We start from the raw sequence: 17172 nt of genomic DNA, 5'->3' as shown, positions 1-17172 counted from the left end.
TACAATATCAAAAGTCAGTAGCGATTATAATAAAAAAATATAAAAGATTAATTTAAAATTGATTTTTGCTATTGCCATTGAAGTTTGATATTGAAATTGACATTGAAAAAACAATATACTATGAAAATATCAGGGGCAGAAGCCGTTATAAGATGTTTATTAGCAGAAGGAGTAGATTTAATTTATGGTTACCCAGGTGGAGCGATAATGCCAGTTTACGACGAATTATATAAATTTCAAGATCAATTACACCACGTTTTAGTACGTCATGAACAAGGTGCAACACATGCAGCTCAAGGTTATGCAAGAGCTACGGGAAAAGTAGGGGTGGCAATTGCTACTTCTGGACCAGGTGCTACAAATTTAGTGACTGGTATTGCAGATGCTCAAATCGATTCAACTCCGTTAGTGTGTATTACAGGGCAGGTTGGAAGACATTTATTAGGATCTGATGCATTTCAGGAAACAGATATTATCGGAATTTCAACTCCGGTTACAAAATGGAATTTTCAGGTAACTGAAGCTTCTCAAATTCCTGAAATTATTGCAAAAGCATTTTACATTGCTCGTTCTGGTCGTCCAGGACCTGTATTGGTAGATATTACTAAAAACGCTCAATTTGATGAGTTCGAATTTAGTTATGAAAAATGTACAGGAATTAGAAGTTATGTTCCAGTTCCAAAATTAAACTTAGATAAAGTTGCCGAAGCTGCAGCTCTAATCAATAGTGCCAAAAAACCTTTTATTGTTTTTGGACAAGGAGTTATTTTGGGTCAGGCGGAAGCTGAGTTTAAAGCGGTGATTGAAAAAGCTGGAATTCCAGCAGCATGGACAATTTTAGGACTTTCGGCTTTGCCAACAGATCATCCTCTAAACGTCGGTATGCTTGGAATGCACGGAAATTATGCGCCAAATTTACTAACAAACGAATGTGATGTTTTAATTGCTTTCGGAATGCGTTTTGACGATCGTGTTACAGGTAAATTAAGCACTTATGCAAAACAAGCAAAAGTAATTCACTTCGAAATTGATCCTGCAGAGGTTGATAAAAACGTGAAAACAGAAATTGCGGTTTTAGGAGATGTAAAAGAATCTTTAGCAGCTTTATTGCCACTTCTTGATGCAAAATCTCATGATTTATGGCACAATGAATTTAAGGAATTAAATAAAGTTGAATATGATTCAGTGATAAAAGAAGAATTAAATCCAACAAATGGTAAAGGAATTTCGATGGGAGAAACTATCGAAATGATCAACAAACATTCAAAAGGAGATGCTATTATCGTTTCAGATGTTGGGCAGCACCAAATGTTTGCTTGCCGTTATGCTAAATTCAATTCAACTAAAAGTAACATTACTTCTGGCGGATTAGGAACTATGGGATTCGCATTGCCTGCTGCAATTGGAGCAAAAATGGGAAAACCAGAGCGTGAAGTAGTAGCGATTATTGGTGATGGAGGCTTCCAAATGACAATTCAGGAACTTGGAACCATTTTCCAAACTCAAGTTCCAGTGAAGATTGTTATTCTAAACAATGAATTCTTAGGAATGGTTCGCCAATGGCAGGAATTATTCTTTGATAACAGATATGCTTCAACAAAAATGATTAATCCAAATTTCGTTGCAATTGCTGAAGGATATCATATCAAATCTAAAAAAGTTACACAGCGTGAAGATCTAGATGCAGCGGTCGCTGAGATGCTGGCATCAAAAGATTCATACTTCTTAGAAGTTGTAGTCGAAAAAGAAAACAACGTTTTCCCAATGATTCCAACAGGAGCTTGTGTATCAGAAATTAGATTAAGTTAAGAAAAAAGTTTCAGGTTTCAAGTTTCATGTTCCAAGTTCAACAACTTGAAACCTGAAACTTGAAACAAATAAAACTAAAAAAGCAAATGGAAGATAAAACATTTACCATATCGGTATACTCAGAAAATAATGTGGGTTTGTTAAATAGGATATCTGGAATATTCTTAAAGCGTCACATTAATATATTAAGTCTAAATGTTTCAGAATCAGAAATAGAGAATGTTTCAAGATTTATCATCGTAGTAAATACGACAGAAAAATGGGTTCAGAATATTGTAGGCCAAATTGAAAAACAAATTGAAGTTATTAAAGCATTTTATCACACAGATGAAGAGACTATTTTCTTAGAAAATGCTTTGTTTAAAATCGCTTCAAGTTTGTTGTTTGACGAGAAACAGATTCAGAATATCATCAAAGAAAGCCAGTCTACAATTGTAACGGTTTCTCGTGATTTCTTCGTGATTTCAAAATCTGGAAGACGTTCTGAAATTGAAGAATTATACCAAAAGTTTAAACCATACGGAATTATGCAGTTTGTACGTTCGGGAAGAATATCAGTTTCTAAACAAAAAATGGAGATTTCTACATTGTTAGAATCCTTTAAATAATAAAAAATCTTAGTTATATATCAATTATAAAATTTCATTTCATTAAATATTAAAAAAAAAATGGCAAATTATTTCAATACATTACCACTTAGATTACAATTAGAACAATTAGGAGTTTGCGAATTTATGGAGCAATCTGAGTTTGCAGACGGAATTGCAGCATTGGCTGGAAAAAAAGTTGTAATTGTTGGTTGTGGAGCACAAGGTTTGAATCAAGGTTTAAACATGAGAGATTCTGGTTTAGACATTTCTTATGCATTGCGTGCTGATGCAATTGCAGAAAAAAGAGCTTCTTATAAAAATGCAACTGAAAATGGTTTTACGGTAGGAACTTACGAAGAATTGATTCCAACTGCAGATTTAGTTTGTAACCTTACACCAGACAAACAGCATACTGCTGTGGTAACTGCTATTATGCCATTAATGAAACAGGGATCTACTTTGTCTTACTCTCACGGATTCAACATTGTAGAAGAAGGAATGCAGATTCGTAAAGACATCACTGTAATTATGTGTGCTCCTAAATGTCCAGGTTCTGAGGTACGTGAAGAGTACAAAAGAGGATTTGGAGTTCCAACTCTTATCGCTGTTCACCCAGAAAATGATCCAAACGGATTTGGTTTAGATCAAGCAAAAGCTTACGCTGTAGCAACTGGAGGACACAGAGCAGGAGTTTTAAGATCATCTTTCGTAGCTGAAGTAAAATCAGATTTAATGGGTGAGCAAACTATTCTTTGCGGTTTATTGCAAACAGGATCTATTTTATGTTTCGACAAAATGGTTGAAAAAGGAATTGATGCTGCTTATGCTTCTAAATTAATCCAATACGGATGGGAAACTATCACTGAAGCTTTAAAACACGGTGGTATCACCAATATGATGGATCGTTTAAATAATCCTTCTAAAATTGAAGCTTACGAATTAGCAGAAGAATTGAAAGATATCATGCGTCCATTATTTCAAAAACACCAAGACGATATTATTTCTGGAGAATTCTCTAGAACGATGATGGCTGACTGGGCTAATGATGATGTTAACTTATTGAAATGGAGAGCTGCAACAGGAGAAACTAACTTCGAAAAGACGGCTCCACAAGAAGCTCCAATCTCAGAGCAAGAATATTTTGATAATGGAGTATTAATGATTGCAATGGTAAAAGCTGGTGTTGAGTTAGCTTTTGAAACAATGACAGAAGCTGGAATCATCGAAGAATCTGCTTACTACGAGTCATTACACGAATTGCCATTAATTGCAAACACAATTGCAAGAAAGAAATTGTTTGAAATGAACCGCGTAATTTCTGATACTGCTGAGTACGGATGTTACTTATTTGATCATGCATGTAAGCCATTATTGACTGAATTCATGAAAAAAGTAGAAACTAATATTATTGGTAAACCATTTTCAACATCAAACGGAGTTGATAATGCAGTATTGATCGCTGTAAACAAAGAAATTCGTCAACACCCTATCGAAGAAGTAGGTGCTTGGTTGAGAGAGTCTATGACAGCAATGAAAAAAATTGGATAATTAAAAAAATTGGGAATTCCCGCAGAATTCGATTTTGCGGGATTTGCACTATATCAATGATTTGTAATATTTTGAATTAGTAAGCACTTATTAAGATAAAAGATATAGATGCATATTGCATTCACTTAACTTCTGTGAGAGAGTTAAGTGAAGCGGATCCCTAATAATGGGGTATATTTATAAAATATACTTGTTGAAATTTCTGTTTTAATTAATAATGATGCTGCTATTTTCAAAATAGAGAAAAGTCTCGCAGTGCGGTTTGCAAAAAATTAATTGTTACTGAAATTTGTTAAATTAAAAAAGGCATAATATCTATTTATTATGCCTTTTTTGCCTTAAGTGCCAATAAAAAATAAAGGATTTGAAATAATTTCAGATAATTATCATATTTTATTAAATAAATGTTTTTTTTTAATAAAATTTATGAATTAAATTATTTCACGGATACGTTCAGATTTAATACATTTATAAAAAAATTCAACAAACGATGAGCTATTACAAAATTGAAAATTTAGAACAATACTTTAAACATTACAATAAATCAATAAGAGAGCCAAGAAAGTTTTGGGGAAAAATAGCTGAGGAGAATTTCACATGGTACCAGCAATGGGAAAAGGTTGTTGATTTTAATATGGCCGAAGCAGAAGTAAAGTGGTTTACAGATGCTAAAGTTAACATTACCAAAAACTGTATTGATAGACATTTAAGCAAAAGAGGAGAGAAGACGGCAATTATTTTTGAACCGAACGATCCTTCTGAAGAAGCTTTACATATAACGTATAATGAATTATACGAAAGAGTTTCAAAAATGGCAAACGTTCTTCGCGAGCAAGGTGTTCGTAAAGGAGACAGAGTTTGCATTTATTTGCCAATGATTCCAGAATTGGCTGTTTCTGTTTTGGCTTGTGCTAGAATTGGAGCTATTCACTCTGTTGTTTTCGCTGGATTTTCTGCTTCTGCAGTTTCTGCGAGAATCAATGATTGTGAATGTAAAATGGTAATTACATCAGACGGAGGTTATAGAGGAAATAAAACAATTGACTTAAAAGGAATTGTTGATGAAGCTCTAGAAACTTGTCCTTCTGTTACAAAAGTTTTAGTGACTAAAAGAACTAATACTGATGTAAAAATGAAAGAGGGCCGTGATGTTTGGTTGCAGCCATTATTAGACGCAGCTTTAGACAACAGCGTTGCAGAAATTATGGATGCCGAAGATCCGTTGTTTATTTTATATACTTCAGGATCAACAGGAAAACCAAAAGGTATGGTTCATACTACTGCTGGTTATATGGTTTACACTGCGTATACTTTCAAAAATGTTTTCAATTACGAAGACAATGATATTTTCTGGTGTACAGCAGATATCGGATGGATCACAGGTCACTCTTATATATTATATGGTCCATTATTAAACGGAGCTACAACTGTTATTTTTGAAGGAGTTCCTTCTTATCCAGATTTTAGCCGTTTTTGGGATATTATCGAAAAACACAAAATCACTCAATTCTATACAGCGCCAACAGCAATACGTTCGTTAGCAAAAGAAAGTTTAGATTACATTCAAAAATATCCTCTAAAATCTCTTAAAGTTATTGGATCTGTTGGAGAGCCAATTAACGAAGAGGCTTGGCACTGGTTTAATGACCACGTTGGAGATAAGAGATGTCCGGTTGTAGATACTTGGTGGCAGACAGAAACTGGAGGAATTATGATTTCGCCCATTGCTTTTGTAACACCAACCAAACCAACTTATGCAACATTGCCATTACCTGGAATCCAACCTGTTTTAATGGATGAAAAACGCAATGAAATTGAAGGAAACCAAGTAGTTGGAAGTTTATGTATTAAATTCCCATGGCCAGGAATCGCTAGAACTATTTGGGGAGATCATCAACGTTATAAAGACACTTATTTCTCTGCTTTCCCTGGAAAATATTTTACAGGAGACGGCGCTTTAAGAGATGAAGTTGGATACTACAGAATCACGGGTAGAGTAGATGACGTAGTAATTGTTTCTGGTCATAATTTAGGAACTGCGCCAATTGAAGATGCGATCAACGAGCACCCAGCTGTTGCAGAATCTGCTATTGTTGGATTCCCACATGATATTAAAGGAAATGCTTTATATGGTTACGTTATTCTGAAAGAAACTGGAGAAGTTAGAAATAAAGAAAACCTTTCTAAAGAGATTAACCAATATATTGCTGATCACATTGGGCCGATCGCTAAATTAGATAAAATCCAGTTCGTTTCTGGTTTGCCAAAAACACGCTCAGGAAAAATTATGCGTAGAATTTTACGTAAAATTGCCGAAGGAGATTTTTCTAATTTTGGAGATACTTCAACTTTATTGAATCCAGAAATTGTAGAAGAAATTATAAAGGAAAGGATTTCTTAAGTAAGAATATAAATCTAAAAACGCCTCTTAAAATTAAGAGGCGTTTTTTATTAATCGATTGTAATTTGTAAATTTAAAAATGTAGATTTTTTTCTATTATTCTGCAATTTTTATGTTAACATCGTTTACAAAAACAAGAGTTTCCGAATTACTTAAGTTAGTAAGAGATAAAATTCCATTTTTTTTCTCATTAACTCCATTTATTTTAAAACAAAATTCATTACCATCTTTATCTCGTAAAGTTACATATTCAGTATTGTTATCCGAATAATTCTGACAGCTGCGTGAGACAGTATATTTGTACATCACTTTCATTTGGTTGTTGTCATAATTGTAAACATTTCCATCTTGATTAAAAACCCATTTAGTATCCACATTTGCTTTAGAGTACCAGCTTCCTAAGATACGCTTAGATGAGGGATCTTGTTTTTGTGCAAAAATTGTTGTTGCAAAAAATAGCATGGGTAAAATAATTAATAGTTTTTTCATAGATTTTAAATTTAAAGTAGATTTTTTGTTTGTACTGCTGAGATAATTTATACCAAAGTTACGAGGGGCTTTTTTGTATTTTTAGTAATTAATGTTTTTTAAATTTATTTGATTCCCAATCTAGATTTTAGTTTTAAGAACAAAAGTCCAATTCGGTATGCATCTTCAGAAGAAGAATTGCGATCACTTTTTGGAATTTTATAAATTTCGCATAAATCGTCAAGCGAAAACTGTTTGTCGTTTATATCAGTCAATTTTCTATACATCACATCGACGTCTAGAGCTTCATTTTTTAATCGGCCACAATTCAAGCGTTCTAGGGCAGCATTCAGCATTTCAATATCGAAATTGATATGATGTCCAACTAAAATTGAATTTCCGATAAATTTCACAAAAGCTTCAAGAGCATCAGGTTCAGGCATTTTCATCATTTTGCTTTCAATGATAAATTCATTAGAAAGTCCGTTATCCTGAAGGTATTTATATTGTAATAAGACTGTTTCGAAACTTTCTTTAATAACAATACTGTCGTCAATAACTGAGAAGGCTCCAAGAGACAAAACAACATCTTTATCCGGATTTAAACCAGAAGTTTCAGTAGACAAAACCACAAACTTATTAGGTTTGGTTTCGAATTTAGTCAAATAGTCTTTCCAGAACTCTGGATAGTCTTTGTTAATGTTTTTTAGCCAGTCTAGCATATTTTATGAGAATTGTGTCAATTGAAATTTACTCTTAATCAGTTCCTCCAGGTCTTTCATTGGGGATAGTGCATTTTTTAATTTCTCTTTGTCAGTTTTTGACATTTCTCTTAAATTAATATATTGGCCCGAGTCGTCATTTTTTAATCCTTCAACAGTTCTAAATTTAGAAAGCGTTAAAAAAGCTTCTGCACAGCTTAAATAAATTTCAGCATTTTTAGAATCTGTAATTGCCAATTGCTTGAATCTCAAGTAAGTATTTTGAATTCCTTTAATATTTGCATTTAATATCAATAAACGTGCTCCATCAATTAATGGCATCAAAGCTCTTGTCTTAATGTCAAATTTATCTTTGTTAGGACCATCTTCTTCAACAATAAATTTCTTGAAAAAGCTTAAAGGAGAATTTCTCTTCAAAGCATCATTTCCTAAAAAGTCAAAGAATAAAGTATTGTTAACGGCATTCTTAAAAATTACGTTTTCAATAGCTTCTTCAATTTTTGGTTCTCCAAAAACAATTTCATAATCAAAGAAAATACTGCTCAAATCATTACTGTTTTCACCCGGAGTATTCATCCAGCTGTTGTATTGTTTTGTCCAGTCACTCAATGATTTGCACCAAAGCATATTGCTTCCCATATGTCCGTTTGGACAATAATCGTAGCCCACTTTTTCTAATATAGAAGTAGTGCGTTTTGCCAATCTTAAGAAATAATCTTTTACTTCTCTGTATTTTTCTGGCGTAACATCTTCAAAAATTAAGATGCTATCTTGATCTGTAAGCAATAATTGCTCCTTACGTCCTTGACTACCAATGCTTAACCAAGCGAAACGTGCAGGAGGGGAGCCTAAGTCTAAAATAGATAATTCGACTGCTCTCTTAATGATAGCTAGGTTAATCTCGCTTGCAATATTGCTAACGTGCGAGATTGGAATATTTTTTTGGATCGAATTCTGAATCAAATCTGATAGACGATCACGTATTTGTTTTAAATCTTTTGGAAGCTGAGAACGTTTAATCTCTTTAATTAACACACCAGGGTTACTAGCTTGTGCTACAATAAGATCGTGCTCAGAAATAATTCCTTTAACTACAGATTTGCTTGTACCATCTTTAGTAACACATAAGTGCGTTACATTGTGTTTCAGCATTAATAATTGCGCTTCGGCCAAAGAGACATTTTCTAAAACTGTAACAACTGGCGACGACATAATTTTATCGATAGTTTCAGTAATAGGAAAGCGTCCTGTTGCAATTTTTGACGATAAATCGGCATTGGTTACAATACCAATTGGGTGATTTTTTTCGCCACAGATTATAATGTTATCTAACATAGAATCTGTCATTAAAATGGCAACGTCTTTAATTATAGAATCTGCTTTTGTCGTTAACGGTGAATTATTGTAGTTAAGTGACTGAATGTATTGCATTTCTGTCTGCTGATCTATATAATCAGAATCTGAAACTAACTTGCCGTTAGAACTCATGCTGTCTTTGGTGTGGCGTGAATTTACAGCGAAACTCTCCAGAAGAAAGTTTAATACATCTGAATTATTGGCTACAAAAGGTCTAAAAACAGCAATTGGAATAGCATATACAATACTTTCTTCACGCGCTTTAGCCGTCATCATGTAGTTATTTTTGGCAAAAAACGGACGTAAACCAAAAATATCGCCTTCATGACACTTATTTATAATAGTTTCTTCGGCATCAGCAATAGTCGTAAGATTAATGACACCAGAAGCTACAACATAAAAGTTCTCATGAAGCGGATCGTTATTTTGAAATAATACCGCATGCTTTTCTAAATTAATGACACGAATATTCGTAGCAATATCTGATAATTCCTGAAAAGTTAAATTATCAAACGGTTTGTATTCTTTTAAAAAATCTGCAATATGTTCAGCAACTGTATTCATATATGTGATAATTTATTTTTAAAGTATCGAATGTAAAAATAGTAAAATAAACTCTTACAATGAAAGTTCTTTAGTAGAAACTAATTATTTTAAAGAAATGTTAAAAGATAATGACAATAAGACTTGCAAAAACTTTTAGGTTTTTAAATTTTGAATATTTAGGATTGGCAAAAAGATGATTTATTCTGAGCAACACTAATTAACCAGACTGATAATACTCGATATTTGAAATTTTTTTAAATCAAAAATTATATAGCGCATGTATGAAGAATTGAATTTAAGAAAAATCTTTTGATTTAAAAACTTACTATATAAATCCGGCACGCTAAATTTTCAATATTTAGGAATTTTAGAAAATAAAATTCATACAGCGTAATTATAAGCGATTTGAATTCAAGAAAAATATTTGAATTGAAAACGAACGGATAATGTATCAGGTTAAATTTTTAATATTTTAAAATTTTTTAAAATGAAAACTGTACAATGTATTTATAAGCGATTTGAATTTAAAGAAAATGTTTGAATTGAAAAAATTAACTACATAATCAAGCACGGTAAATTTTCAATATTTGAGAACTTTTGAAAATAAAAATCATACAGCGTATTTATGAGCGATTTGAATTTAGAATACAAACTGTAAATCTAGCAATTCAAATTTTCAATATTTGAGAATTTTTGGAAAATAAAATCATATAACGCATTCTCGAGATTTCAGTTTAGAAATAAAAGTACAACTCTCAAGCAAAAAACAACCCTAGAAGCGAGGATGATAAATTTCCGACAAATGAAAACATTTTAAGCTAAAAGCTGTACAGCGTATTTGTAGGGCAGTTTTTGAAATATTCTATTTTACATAATATAAATTATAGTTCAAAATAGAATAACTCCGAGAAGGAGCTTTATTCATACAATTTATTCAAAATCATATCTTTTGGCACAATGTCACCTCCGCCATTTTTATTAAATTGCAATACTTCATCTTTTACAAATAAAACTGCGCTAGATGTAACTCCATTTTTATCTTTCAATTTTACTTGAGCTTTATCGCCATGCGGATAAACATGTCCGGAAACTTCCAAAATTCCTGAGTTTAATTCTTTATGATCGCTTGTAACTTCGGCGGTTCCAAAAATCTTATAATTGGATTGTGCAATCGTAATTGTAAAAACATACTCTTTCTTGCAGTCTTTACATTTTTGGTTTCCCCAAGTTCCTGAGAATTTATTTTGCTGTGAGAATGCTTGTAAGGAAATTAAAAATGCCAGGAAAAGAAATTTTTTCATTGTAATTTATTTTATTAAAATCTGAACCAAATATAAATCAAAAAAGCATCACAAATTTGCGATGCTTTTTCTAAATCTTTTAAAATTTACAATTTTTTCAAATAAACCGATTTTCCGTTTAACGAAACATCAATTTGATTCGTTTTTTCGTTAAAAGTTGTTCGTAAAGCATTTCCGTTAAAAATTGTAACGTCGCCATACACATGACCCGCTTCACTAGAAGTATAATCAAATTTTACTTTTTTGTTTCCTGGTTCAATACCTAATTTGTAACTAGAAAATTTTGTTCCTCTTAAATCGAAATCTTGCTGCGAATCGATAATTTTTCCATCAGCGTAAAAATTGGTAACCGATTTACTTAATGTAATGTCTGGATAATATTGATTTACTTTTTTAAGAAGCTCGTACTGCTCAACGCTGGCTTCTTCTTGTTTTGACGTAATAGTTTGAGCAAATGAAATTGATGTAAATAAAACTGCTAATAACAAAAGGTACTTTTTCATACTTTCTTAATTTAAAGATTAATAGATAGTTACGCTCAATAATTTTCGCGATTACTTTAATTTATTGTTATAAACTTCTTCAAGTTCTATAACAAGGTATGAAATCTTTACCTTTGCAGAAAATTATAAGCCCTTTTTTAAGATAATGACAACAAAAAAATATATTCAGCTCATCCTCATATTAGGTTCTTTAACCGCTCTAGGTCCTTTTTCAATAGATATGTATCTACCTGGTTTCTCAGGAATTGCAAAAGATTTAAATACTACTGTTGCTAAAGTTTCTATGAGTTTATCCAGTTATTTCATCGGAATTTCGGCTGGACAATTGCTTTATGGACCTTTATTAGACCGTTTCGGACGTAAAAAACCGTTATTTATTGGACTTTTGGTTTACATTCTCGCTTCTTTAGGATGCATTTATGTTGCTGATATAGATTCATTTATATTTCTTCGTTTTATTCAGGCTATTGGAAGTTGCGCTGCCACAGTTGCTTCTGTAGCAATGGTTCGTGATTTATTTCCTGTAAAAGATATTCCGAAAGTGTTTTCACTTTTAATGTTGGTTGTGGGACTTTCTCCAATGTTGGCGCCAACAGTTGGCGGTTATGTTACAGAAGATTTAGGTTGGCACGCTGTGTTTTTTATTTTGATGTGCATGGGAATTTTGATTTTGGCAGCTTCACAATTCGGTCTTCCAGATACTTACAAGCCTGATACTTCAATTTCTTTAAAACCAAAACCTATTATATCTAATTTTTTGTTAGTTTTAAAAGAGCCTCAATTTTATACTTATGCATTTACTGGAGCAGTCGCATTTTCGGGATTGTTTTCTTATGTAGCGGCTTCCCCTCTAGTTTTTATGGACATTTACAAGGTTGACGCTAAAACTTATGGATGGATTTTTGCGCTAATGTCTATTAGTTTTATTGGTTCGAGTCAGTTAAATTCTATGTTGCTGAAGCGATTTTCAAGCGAACAAATGATTTTTGGAGCTTTAATTTCGCAATCTATTATTAGCGTCATATTCTTGATTTTGGCTTTAAATGATCTTCTAGGATTATACCAAACGATCGGAATGTTATTTTTGTTTCTAGCCTGTTTAGGAATCTCAAATCCAAATACTGCTGGGTTAACGCTTGCTCCTTTTGCTAAAAACACCGGAAGTGCTTCTGCGTTAATGGGCGCAATTCAGCTAGGAATCGGGGCTTTGGCTTCGTTTGCAGTTGGTGTTTTTGTAAAAAGTTCTGTAATACCTATGGTTGCCATTATGACCACTACAACTATTACAGCATTTATTATTTTAAATATTGGAAAACGATTTATAAAAGAAAAAGTTGAATTGTCAGATAGCGACGATATAATTATAGGACATTAAAAAAGAATTAAATTCCATTTTTTTTTAAAATCCAAATTCCAATTGGATTATATACAATAAAGCCGAAATCTAATGATTTCGGCTTTATATTTTTTGGATTTTGGAATTTCAAAAAATTGGAATTTTTAAAATTTATTGGAATTTTACAAAACCTAATTTTGTGTCTTTTTATCTGGTCGAATAATCATTCTAAGCGATTGATCTTTTGCGAAATAGGCAACCATCCAATTCCAGAATGTGTTTAATCTATTTCTGTAAGTGATTAAAGAAATTAAGTGTATAAACAGCCAGATGATCCAAGCAAAGAAACCTTTAAAATGCCATTTTGGACTAGGTAAATCTACAACAGCTTTTGCTTTTCCTATAATGGCCATGGATCCTTTGTCTTTGTAGGCAAATGGTTTAAGAGGTTTATTGACTACCATGGCTTTGAAATTTTTAGCCAGATTCAAACCTTGCTGAATGGCAACCTGAGCAACCTGCGGATGTCCATCAGGGAAATTTTTATCTCCTGCAGCAATTGCTGTATCACCAATGGCATAGATATTCTCTACACCGTTTACTTTATTGTATTCGTCAGTTGCCATGCGTCGGCCGCGTCCGTAACTTTCTTTCGGAATTCCTTCAAAGATTTTTGCAGAAACACCGGCAGCCCAAATTAAGTTTTTGGTTTTAATGGTTTCTCCATTTTCAAAAACCACTGTATCATCAACGTAATCAACGACTTTAGTGTTTAGTTTTACTACAACTCCAAGTTTTGTCAGCGCCTCCAAAGTATCTTTTTGTGAATCTTTGCTCATTGGTGATAAAAGTGCATCTCCACCATCAACCAAATAAACATTGCTCGCAGAAGTATCCAATTCTGGATATTCTTTAAGCAGAATATTTTTTCTCATTTCAGCAAACATTCCGGAAACCTCCACTCCTGTTGGTCCCCCTCCTGCTACTACGATTGTAAGTAATTTACGTCTTTTTCGCATATCCTTACAAATGGCTGCTTTTTCAAGGTTTTTAAGCAATGTGTTACGCATTACGATGGCATCATTTAAGGTTTTCATCGGAATGGCATTTTTCATTACGTTTTCCATGCCAAAATAACTCGTTTCTGCACCAGTGGCAAAAACAAGATAATCGTATTCAAGTTCTCCGTTGCTTAAAGTGATTTTCTTTTCGGCAGGAGAAACAGACAATAATTCGCCAAGACGAAAACTTAGATTTTTTTTACCTGCGAAAAATTTTCTAAAAGGATAACTAATGCTCGATGGTTCTAAAAACGCCGTAGCAACTTGATATATAAGTGGTGGGAAAAAGTTATAATTATTCTTGTCGACAAGCGTTACTTGTATTTGAGGCTGATTTACAAGTTCTTTTGCTAGGTTAATCCCTGCAAATCCCCCTCCAATAATGACTATTCTCATATATGTTGTATTAAGTAGGATTATAAAATAATTCCTTATAAATATACAACTTTAATATGCAATGACAATTGTCATATTTATTACTTTTTGAATTTTTTAACTGTTTTTTCAACTACATCGATTTTGTTCTGTAAGACATAACTTGCCATTAATTTCTCGATTAGTTCGTCTTTTGTCAAATGATGAAAAACGGTTTTTACTCTGGTTTTTAAATCTTGCGAAAGCTCATGATTGGGCTTTGTTTTGAAGATTTGTTTTGCCCACAAAAGCATATTGTTTTCTTCAAGACTTGCCGCTGAAGGTTTTTTAAATTCAGAGAACTTAATTCCTAATTCTCTTTCAAAATCAGCAATTTCAAAAACTTCTTCTTGTTGTAAAACCGTCAAAGAAAGTCCTTTTGCTCCTGCCCTTGCCGTTCTTCCACTTCGGTGAACGTAGTTTTCGTAAGTATCAGGTAAGTGATAATTAATTACATACGAGATTTCTTTCACATCGATTCCTCTCGCAGCTAAATCGGTTGCAACCAAAATATTGATATGTCCTTCGCGAAACTGTTCCATAATTCGATCACGAATTCCCTGTGTCAAACTTCCGTGAAGTGCTCCCGAGGAAAATTTATTGATGGCCAGATTTTTAGCTAATTTGTTAACGGCAGCTTTCGTTTTACAGAAAATAATCCCTCTTTCGCCGTCTCTAGAATTCAAGAAATGCATTAAAACTTCCAGTTTTTCAATCGGATCTACCACAATATATTCATGGTCTATTCCTTCATTTCCAACAGTTTCCATATTCGCGCTTATCTGAATCACATTTTTGTTCAAATAATTCTGAATCAGCTGTTTTATGGTTCCAGGAAGTGTAGCTGAAAATAATAAAGTGCGGTGCTTTTTAGGTAGTTCCGCAACAATTTCGTCTAAGCTTTCTTTAAGAATGGCCACCATTTCGTCGGCTTCATCCAAAACTAGATATTCGGTTTGTTTTAAATCGATTGCTTTTCGCTGAATCAAATCGATTAAACGTCCTGGAGTTGCCACTACAATTTGAGCACCTTCTTTTAATCTTTCGATTTGTGGTTTTATTGGAGTTCCTCCACAAATTGAAGCAATAGATATATTAGGAATATATTTGGAAAAGCTTTCTAAGTTTCTAAAAATCTGCTGTCCCAGTTCTCTCGTTGGAACTAAAATTACAGCCTGAACTATTGTTGATTCTGCATTTACCAATTGTAATAAAGGCAATCCAAAAGCAGCGGTTTTTCCGGTTCCTGTTTTTGCTAAACCAACAATATCATGGGTTTCGCTCAAAAATAACGGAATTGTTTTTTGTTGAATTTCTGTTGGTTCAACAATATTTAATTCGCTTAAAGCTTTTAAAATTGGAGCCGAAAGTCCTAATGTTGAGAATGGTTTAGACATGTTCTTTAATTTTGTTTAAAGTTTCAGGTTTCAAGTTACACCAAAAACTTAATAAGTTGAAAGGAGAAATTACATTTACTTTGAAATGCTATTTCTCCTTTTGTATTATAAATAATGTTTTAGATTCCAATAACTTGAAACATGAAACCTGAAACAATTAAACTTTTAAATTATCAATCTGGTTCGTTCATGATTTTCTCACGATATTTTTTTCCAATCAATAAAGTCAATCTTTGTTTGTAATCGTCAACCAGCCATTCACGGTAGTTTTTACTGCATTGGCTCAAACATTTAGAATAACGCTTGATACGGTCTTCAATATCATCTTCTAATTCTTTAGCTAGCATTTTTGCTTCCTGAAGCGTTTCTGTATTGTCTACACACATTCCAGCATGCTGATCTAAAGATTTGTCTAAAACTACTTTTGAACGAAGATTTTGTTTGATGATTAATTTATGTTCTTCATCAACATCAAAACTAACGTCGGCCGTTTTGCTAAATTTGGCACGCAATTCTGGTGGCATGCTGTATTTAAAGAACATTTCGATTTCATGATCATCACGAAGATTCTCCAAATAAAACTCTGGCGATTTAAAAATATGCTGCCAGTTTACAGGATCGCTCCATAAACCAAAACGAGCGGCATTATTTCCTAAATCGATAACTGTAAATTCATCTTTTCCAGGCAATTTACGAGAGCCACGACCAATCATTTGGAAATATAGCGTTAATGATTTTGTTGCTCTATTCAAAATAATAGTTTCTACAGTCGGTTCGTCAAAACCAGTTGTCAAAATTCCGACAGAAGTCAAAATGGCATCTGGAGTCTTTTTAAACCATTGCAGAATGTCTTTACGCTCTTCAGAACTACTTGTATTATCCAAGTGGCGAATATCGTAACCTGCTTCTCTAAACGTTTCATATACATATAATGAAGTATGAATACCGTTATTGAAAATTAATGTTTTCTTACCTAAAGAACGTTCTGTATACGCATGAAGCAGTTTTTCCTGCATCAAGGTATTCGTATATAAATCATCTGAAGATTTTACAGTATAATCTCCATTAATACCCACTTTTAACGAAGTCAAACCAACATCATAGCTGTAAGTTGTAGCTTTTGCCAAGAAACCTTTTTCAATCAAAGAACCAATAGTATCACCCACAATAAGCTCGTTGTAACTTTGGTGCATTGGTAATTTTATGTTCGAACTCAAAGGTGTTGCTGTTACTCCAAGAATAAAAGCATTTTTAAATGAGTTTAATAGTTTTCTAAATGAGTTGTAGTGTGCCTCATCAATAATAACCAAACCGATATTGTCTAGATGAAGTTTTTCATCGTTAATACGGTTTTTTAAAGTTTCAACCATCGCCACGAAACAAGAAAAATCATTCTGATCTGGCAATTCTTTTACTTTACTATTGATTATTTTGTTTGTTACACCAAAACCAGTTAACATTTTTGAAGTTTGTTTACAAAGTTCGATTCGGTGCGTTAAAACCACCACTTTTTTATCATTATGAGATAAATAGCGGCGAACGATTTCAGAAAATATTACTGTTTTTCCTCCTCCTGTTGGAAGCTGATACAGTAAGTGGTGTTTTGGAGGAGCATTGTCTAAACGGTCAAAAATGGCGTCAATATCGCCTTTTTGGTATGCATACAGTTCTTTCTTCTCTTCTCTTTGTATTTCTAAAGTGTTTTGAGACATTGTTTATT

General features: G+C 32.9%; 13 protein-coding genes. 5 read left to right on the top strand and 8 right to left on the bottom strand.

Translation table 11 applies throughout. The features are described 5' to 3' along the window. Window positions 1-120 precede the first annotated feature (120 nt). The 4 genes from ilvB (at window position 121) to acs (ending at window position 6348) form a co-directional block, all read left to right on the top strand. Complete coding sequence (gene ilvB / locus SOM12_RS11865) at window positions 121-1809, top strand: biosynthetic-type acetolactate synthase large subunit (RefSeq protein WP_320493563.1); 1689 nt, start codon at window positions 121-123, stop codon at window positions 1807-1809. A gap of 86 nt (window positions 1810-1895) precedes the next feature. Next, window positions 1896-2417: an acetolactate synthase small subunit gene (ilvN, locus tag SOM12_RS11860; RefSeq protein WP_095929307.1), complete on the top strand. Its 522-nt coding sequence runs from the start codon at window positions 1896-1898 to the stop codon at window positions 2415-2417. Window positions 2418-2477: 60 nt separating this feature from the next. After that, entirely contained in the window at window positions 2478-3947 is a 1470-nt protein-coding gene (gene ilvC / locus SOM12_RS11855; protein WP_095929308.1) for a ketol-acid reductoisomerase, read from the top strand. Between the two features lie 490 nt (window positions 3948-4437). Further along, window positions 4438-6348 carry an acetate--CoA ligase gene (acs, locus tag SOM12_RS11850; RefSeq protein ID WP_320493562.1) on the top strand — a complete coding sequence of 637 codons (1911 nt, stop codon included), beginning with the start codon at window positions 4438-4440 and terminating at the stop codon, window positions 6346-6348. Window positions 6349-6444: 96 nt separating this feature from the next. Here acs and SOM12_RS11845 read toward each other — a convergent pair whose 3' ends face one another. The 5 genes from SOM12_RS11845 to SOM12_RS11825 all read right to left on the bottom strand — a co-directional run bounded on the left by SOM12_RS11845 (window position 6445) and on the right by SOM12_RS11825 (window position 11244). Beyond that, entirely contained in the window at window positions 6445-6837 is a 393-nt protein-coding gene (locus SOM12_RS11845; RefSeq protein ID WP_095929310.1) for a hypothetical protein, read from the bottom strand. A 104-nt stretch (window positions 6838-6941) separates the two neighbouring features. Next, entirely contained in the window at window positions 6942-7538 is a 597-nt protein-coding gene (locus SOM12_RS11840) for a 3'-5' exonuclease (protein WP_095929311.1), read from the bottom strand. Window positions 7539-7541: 3 nt separating this feature from the next. Further along, window positions 7542-9458 (bottom strand): DUF294 nucleotidyltransferase-like domain-containing protein, encoded by a 1917-nt coding sequence (locus tag SOM12_RS11835; RefSeq protein ID WP_095929312.1) that lies wholly within the window; start codon window positions 9456-9458, stop codon window positions 7542-7544. An 899-nt stretch (window positions 9459-10357) separates the two neighbouring features. After that, the gene (locus SOM12_RS11830; protein WP_320493561.1) at window positions 10358-10741 is read right to left on the bottom strand and encodes a hypothetical protein; all 384 of its coding nucleotides are present in this window, start codon (window positions 10739-10741) and stop codon (window positions 10358-10360) included. Window positions 10742-10827: 86 nt separating this feature from the next. Continuing rightward, window positions 10828-11244, bottom strand: coding sequence for a hypothetical protein (locus SOM12_RS11825; RefSeq protein WP_320493560.1), 417 nt, complete (start codon window positions 11242-11244; stop codon window positions 10828-10830). Between the two features lie 145 nt (window positions 11245-11389). On the opposite strand from SOM12_RS11825, the gene SOM12_RS11820 reads away from it, so the two are divergent. After that, window positions 11390-12619 carry a multidrug effflux MFS transporter gene (locus SOM12_RS11820; RefSeq protein WP_320493559.1) on the top strand — a complete coding sequence of 410 codons (1230 nt, stop codon included), beginning with the start codon at window positions 11390-11392 and terminating at the stop codon, window positions 12617-12619. Window positions 12620-12771: 152 nt separating this feature from the next. On the opposite strand, the gene SOM12_RS11815 is transcribed toward SOM12_RS11820, so the two are convergent. The 3 genes from SOM12_RS11815 to SOM12_RS11805 form a co-directional block, all read right to left on the bottom strand. Continuing rightward, complete coding sequence (locus tag SOM12_RS11815) at window positions 12772-14037, bottom strand: NAD(P)/FAD-dependent oxidoreductase (RefSeq protein ID WP_320493558.1); 1266 nt, start codon at window positions 14035-14037, stop codon at window positions 12772-12774. A gap of 80 nt (window positions 14038-14117) precedes the next feature. Beyond that, window positions 14118-15452, bottom strand: coding sequence for a DEAD/DEAH box helicase (locus tag SOM12_RS11810; protein ID WP_320493557.1), 1335 nt, complete (start codon window positions 15450-15452; stop codon window positions 14118-14120). A 173-nt stretch (window positions 15453-15625) separates the two neighbouring features. Next, on the bottom strand, window positions 15626-17164 hold the full coding sequence (locus tag SOM12_RS11805; protein WP_095929316.1) for a DEAD/DEAH box helicase: 1539 nt from the start codon (window positions 17162-17164) through the stop codon (window positions 15626-15628). Window positions 17165-17172 lie beyond the last annotated feature (8 nt).

Origin of the sequence: Flavobacterium sp. CFBP9031, assembly GCF_034044945.1 — a bacterium.
Lineage (GTDB): Bacteria > Bacteroidota > Bacteroidia > Flavobacteriales > Flavobacteriaceae > Flavobacterium.
Note: the sequence above shows the minus strand (reverse complement) of the source record. Positions and strands in the feature narration are given on the sequence as shown.

Coding starts and splice junctions, on each gene's coding strand:
- ilvC (WP_095929308.1), top strand. CDS start 2,478: ATGGCAAATTATTTCAATACATTACCACTTAGATTACAATTAGAACAA.
- SOM12_RS11815 (WP_320493558.1), bottom strand. CDS start 14,037: ATGAGAATAGTCATTATTGGAGGGGGATTTGCAGGGATTAACCTAGCA.
- ilvB (WP_320493563.1), top strand. CDS start 121: ATGAAAATATCAGGGGCAGAAGCCGTTATAAGATGTTTATTAGCAGAA.
- SOM12_RS11805 (WP_095929316.1), bottom strand. CDS start 17,164: ATGTCTCAAAACACTTTAGAAATACAAAGAGAAGAGAAGAAAGAACTG.
- ilvN (WP_095929307.1), top strand. CDS start 1,896: ATGGAAGATAAAACATTTACCATATCGGTATACTCAGAAAATAATGTG.
- SOM12_RS11830 (WP_320493561.1), bottom strand. CDS start 10,741: ATGAAAAAATTTCTTTTCCTGGCATTTTTAATTTCCTTACAAGCATTC.
- SOM12_RS11820 (WP_320493559.1), top strand. CDS start 11,390: ATGACAACAAAAAAATATATTCAGCTCATCCTCATATTAGGTTCTTTA.
- acs (WP_320493562.1), top strand. CDS start 4,438: ATGAGCTATTACAAAATTGAAAATTTAGAACAATACTTTAAACATTAC.
- SOM12_RS11840 (WP_095929311.1), bottom strand. CDS start 7,538: ATGCTAGACTGGCTAAAAAACATTAACAAAGACTATCCAGAGTTCTGG.
- SOM12_RS11845 (WP_095929310.1), bottom strand. CDS start 6,837: ATGAAAAAACTATTAATTATTTTACCCATGCTATTTTTTGCAACAACA.
- SOM12_RS11825 (WP_320493560.1), bottom strand. CDS start 11,244: ATGAAAAAGTACCTTTTGTTATTAGCAGTTTTATTTACATCAATTTCA.
- SOM12_RS11810 (WP_320493557.1), bottom strand. CDS start 15,452: ATGTCTAAACCATTCTCAACATTAGGACTTTCGGCTCCAATTTTAAAA.
- SOM12_RS11835 (WP_095929312.1), bottom strand. CDS start 9,458: ATGAATACAGTTGCTGAACATATTGCAGATTTTTTAAAAGAATACAAA.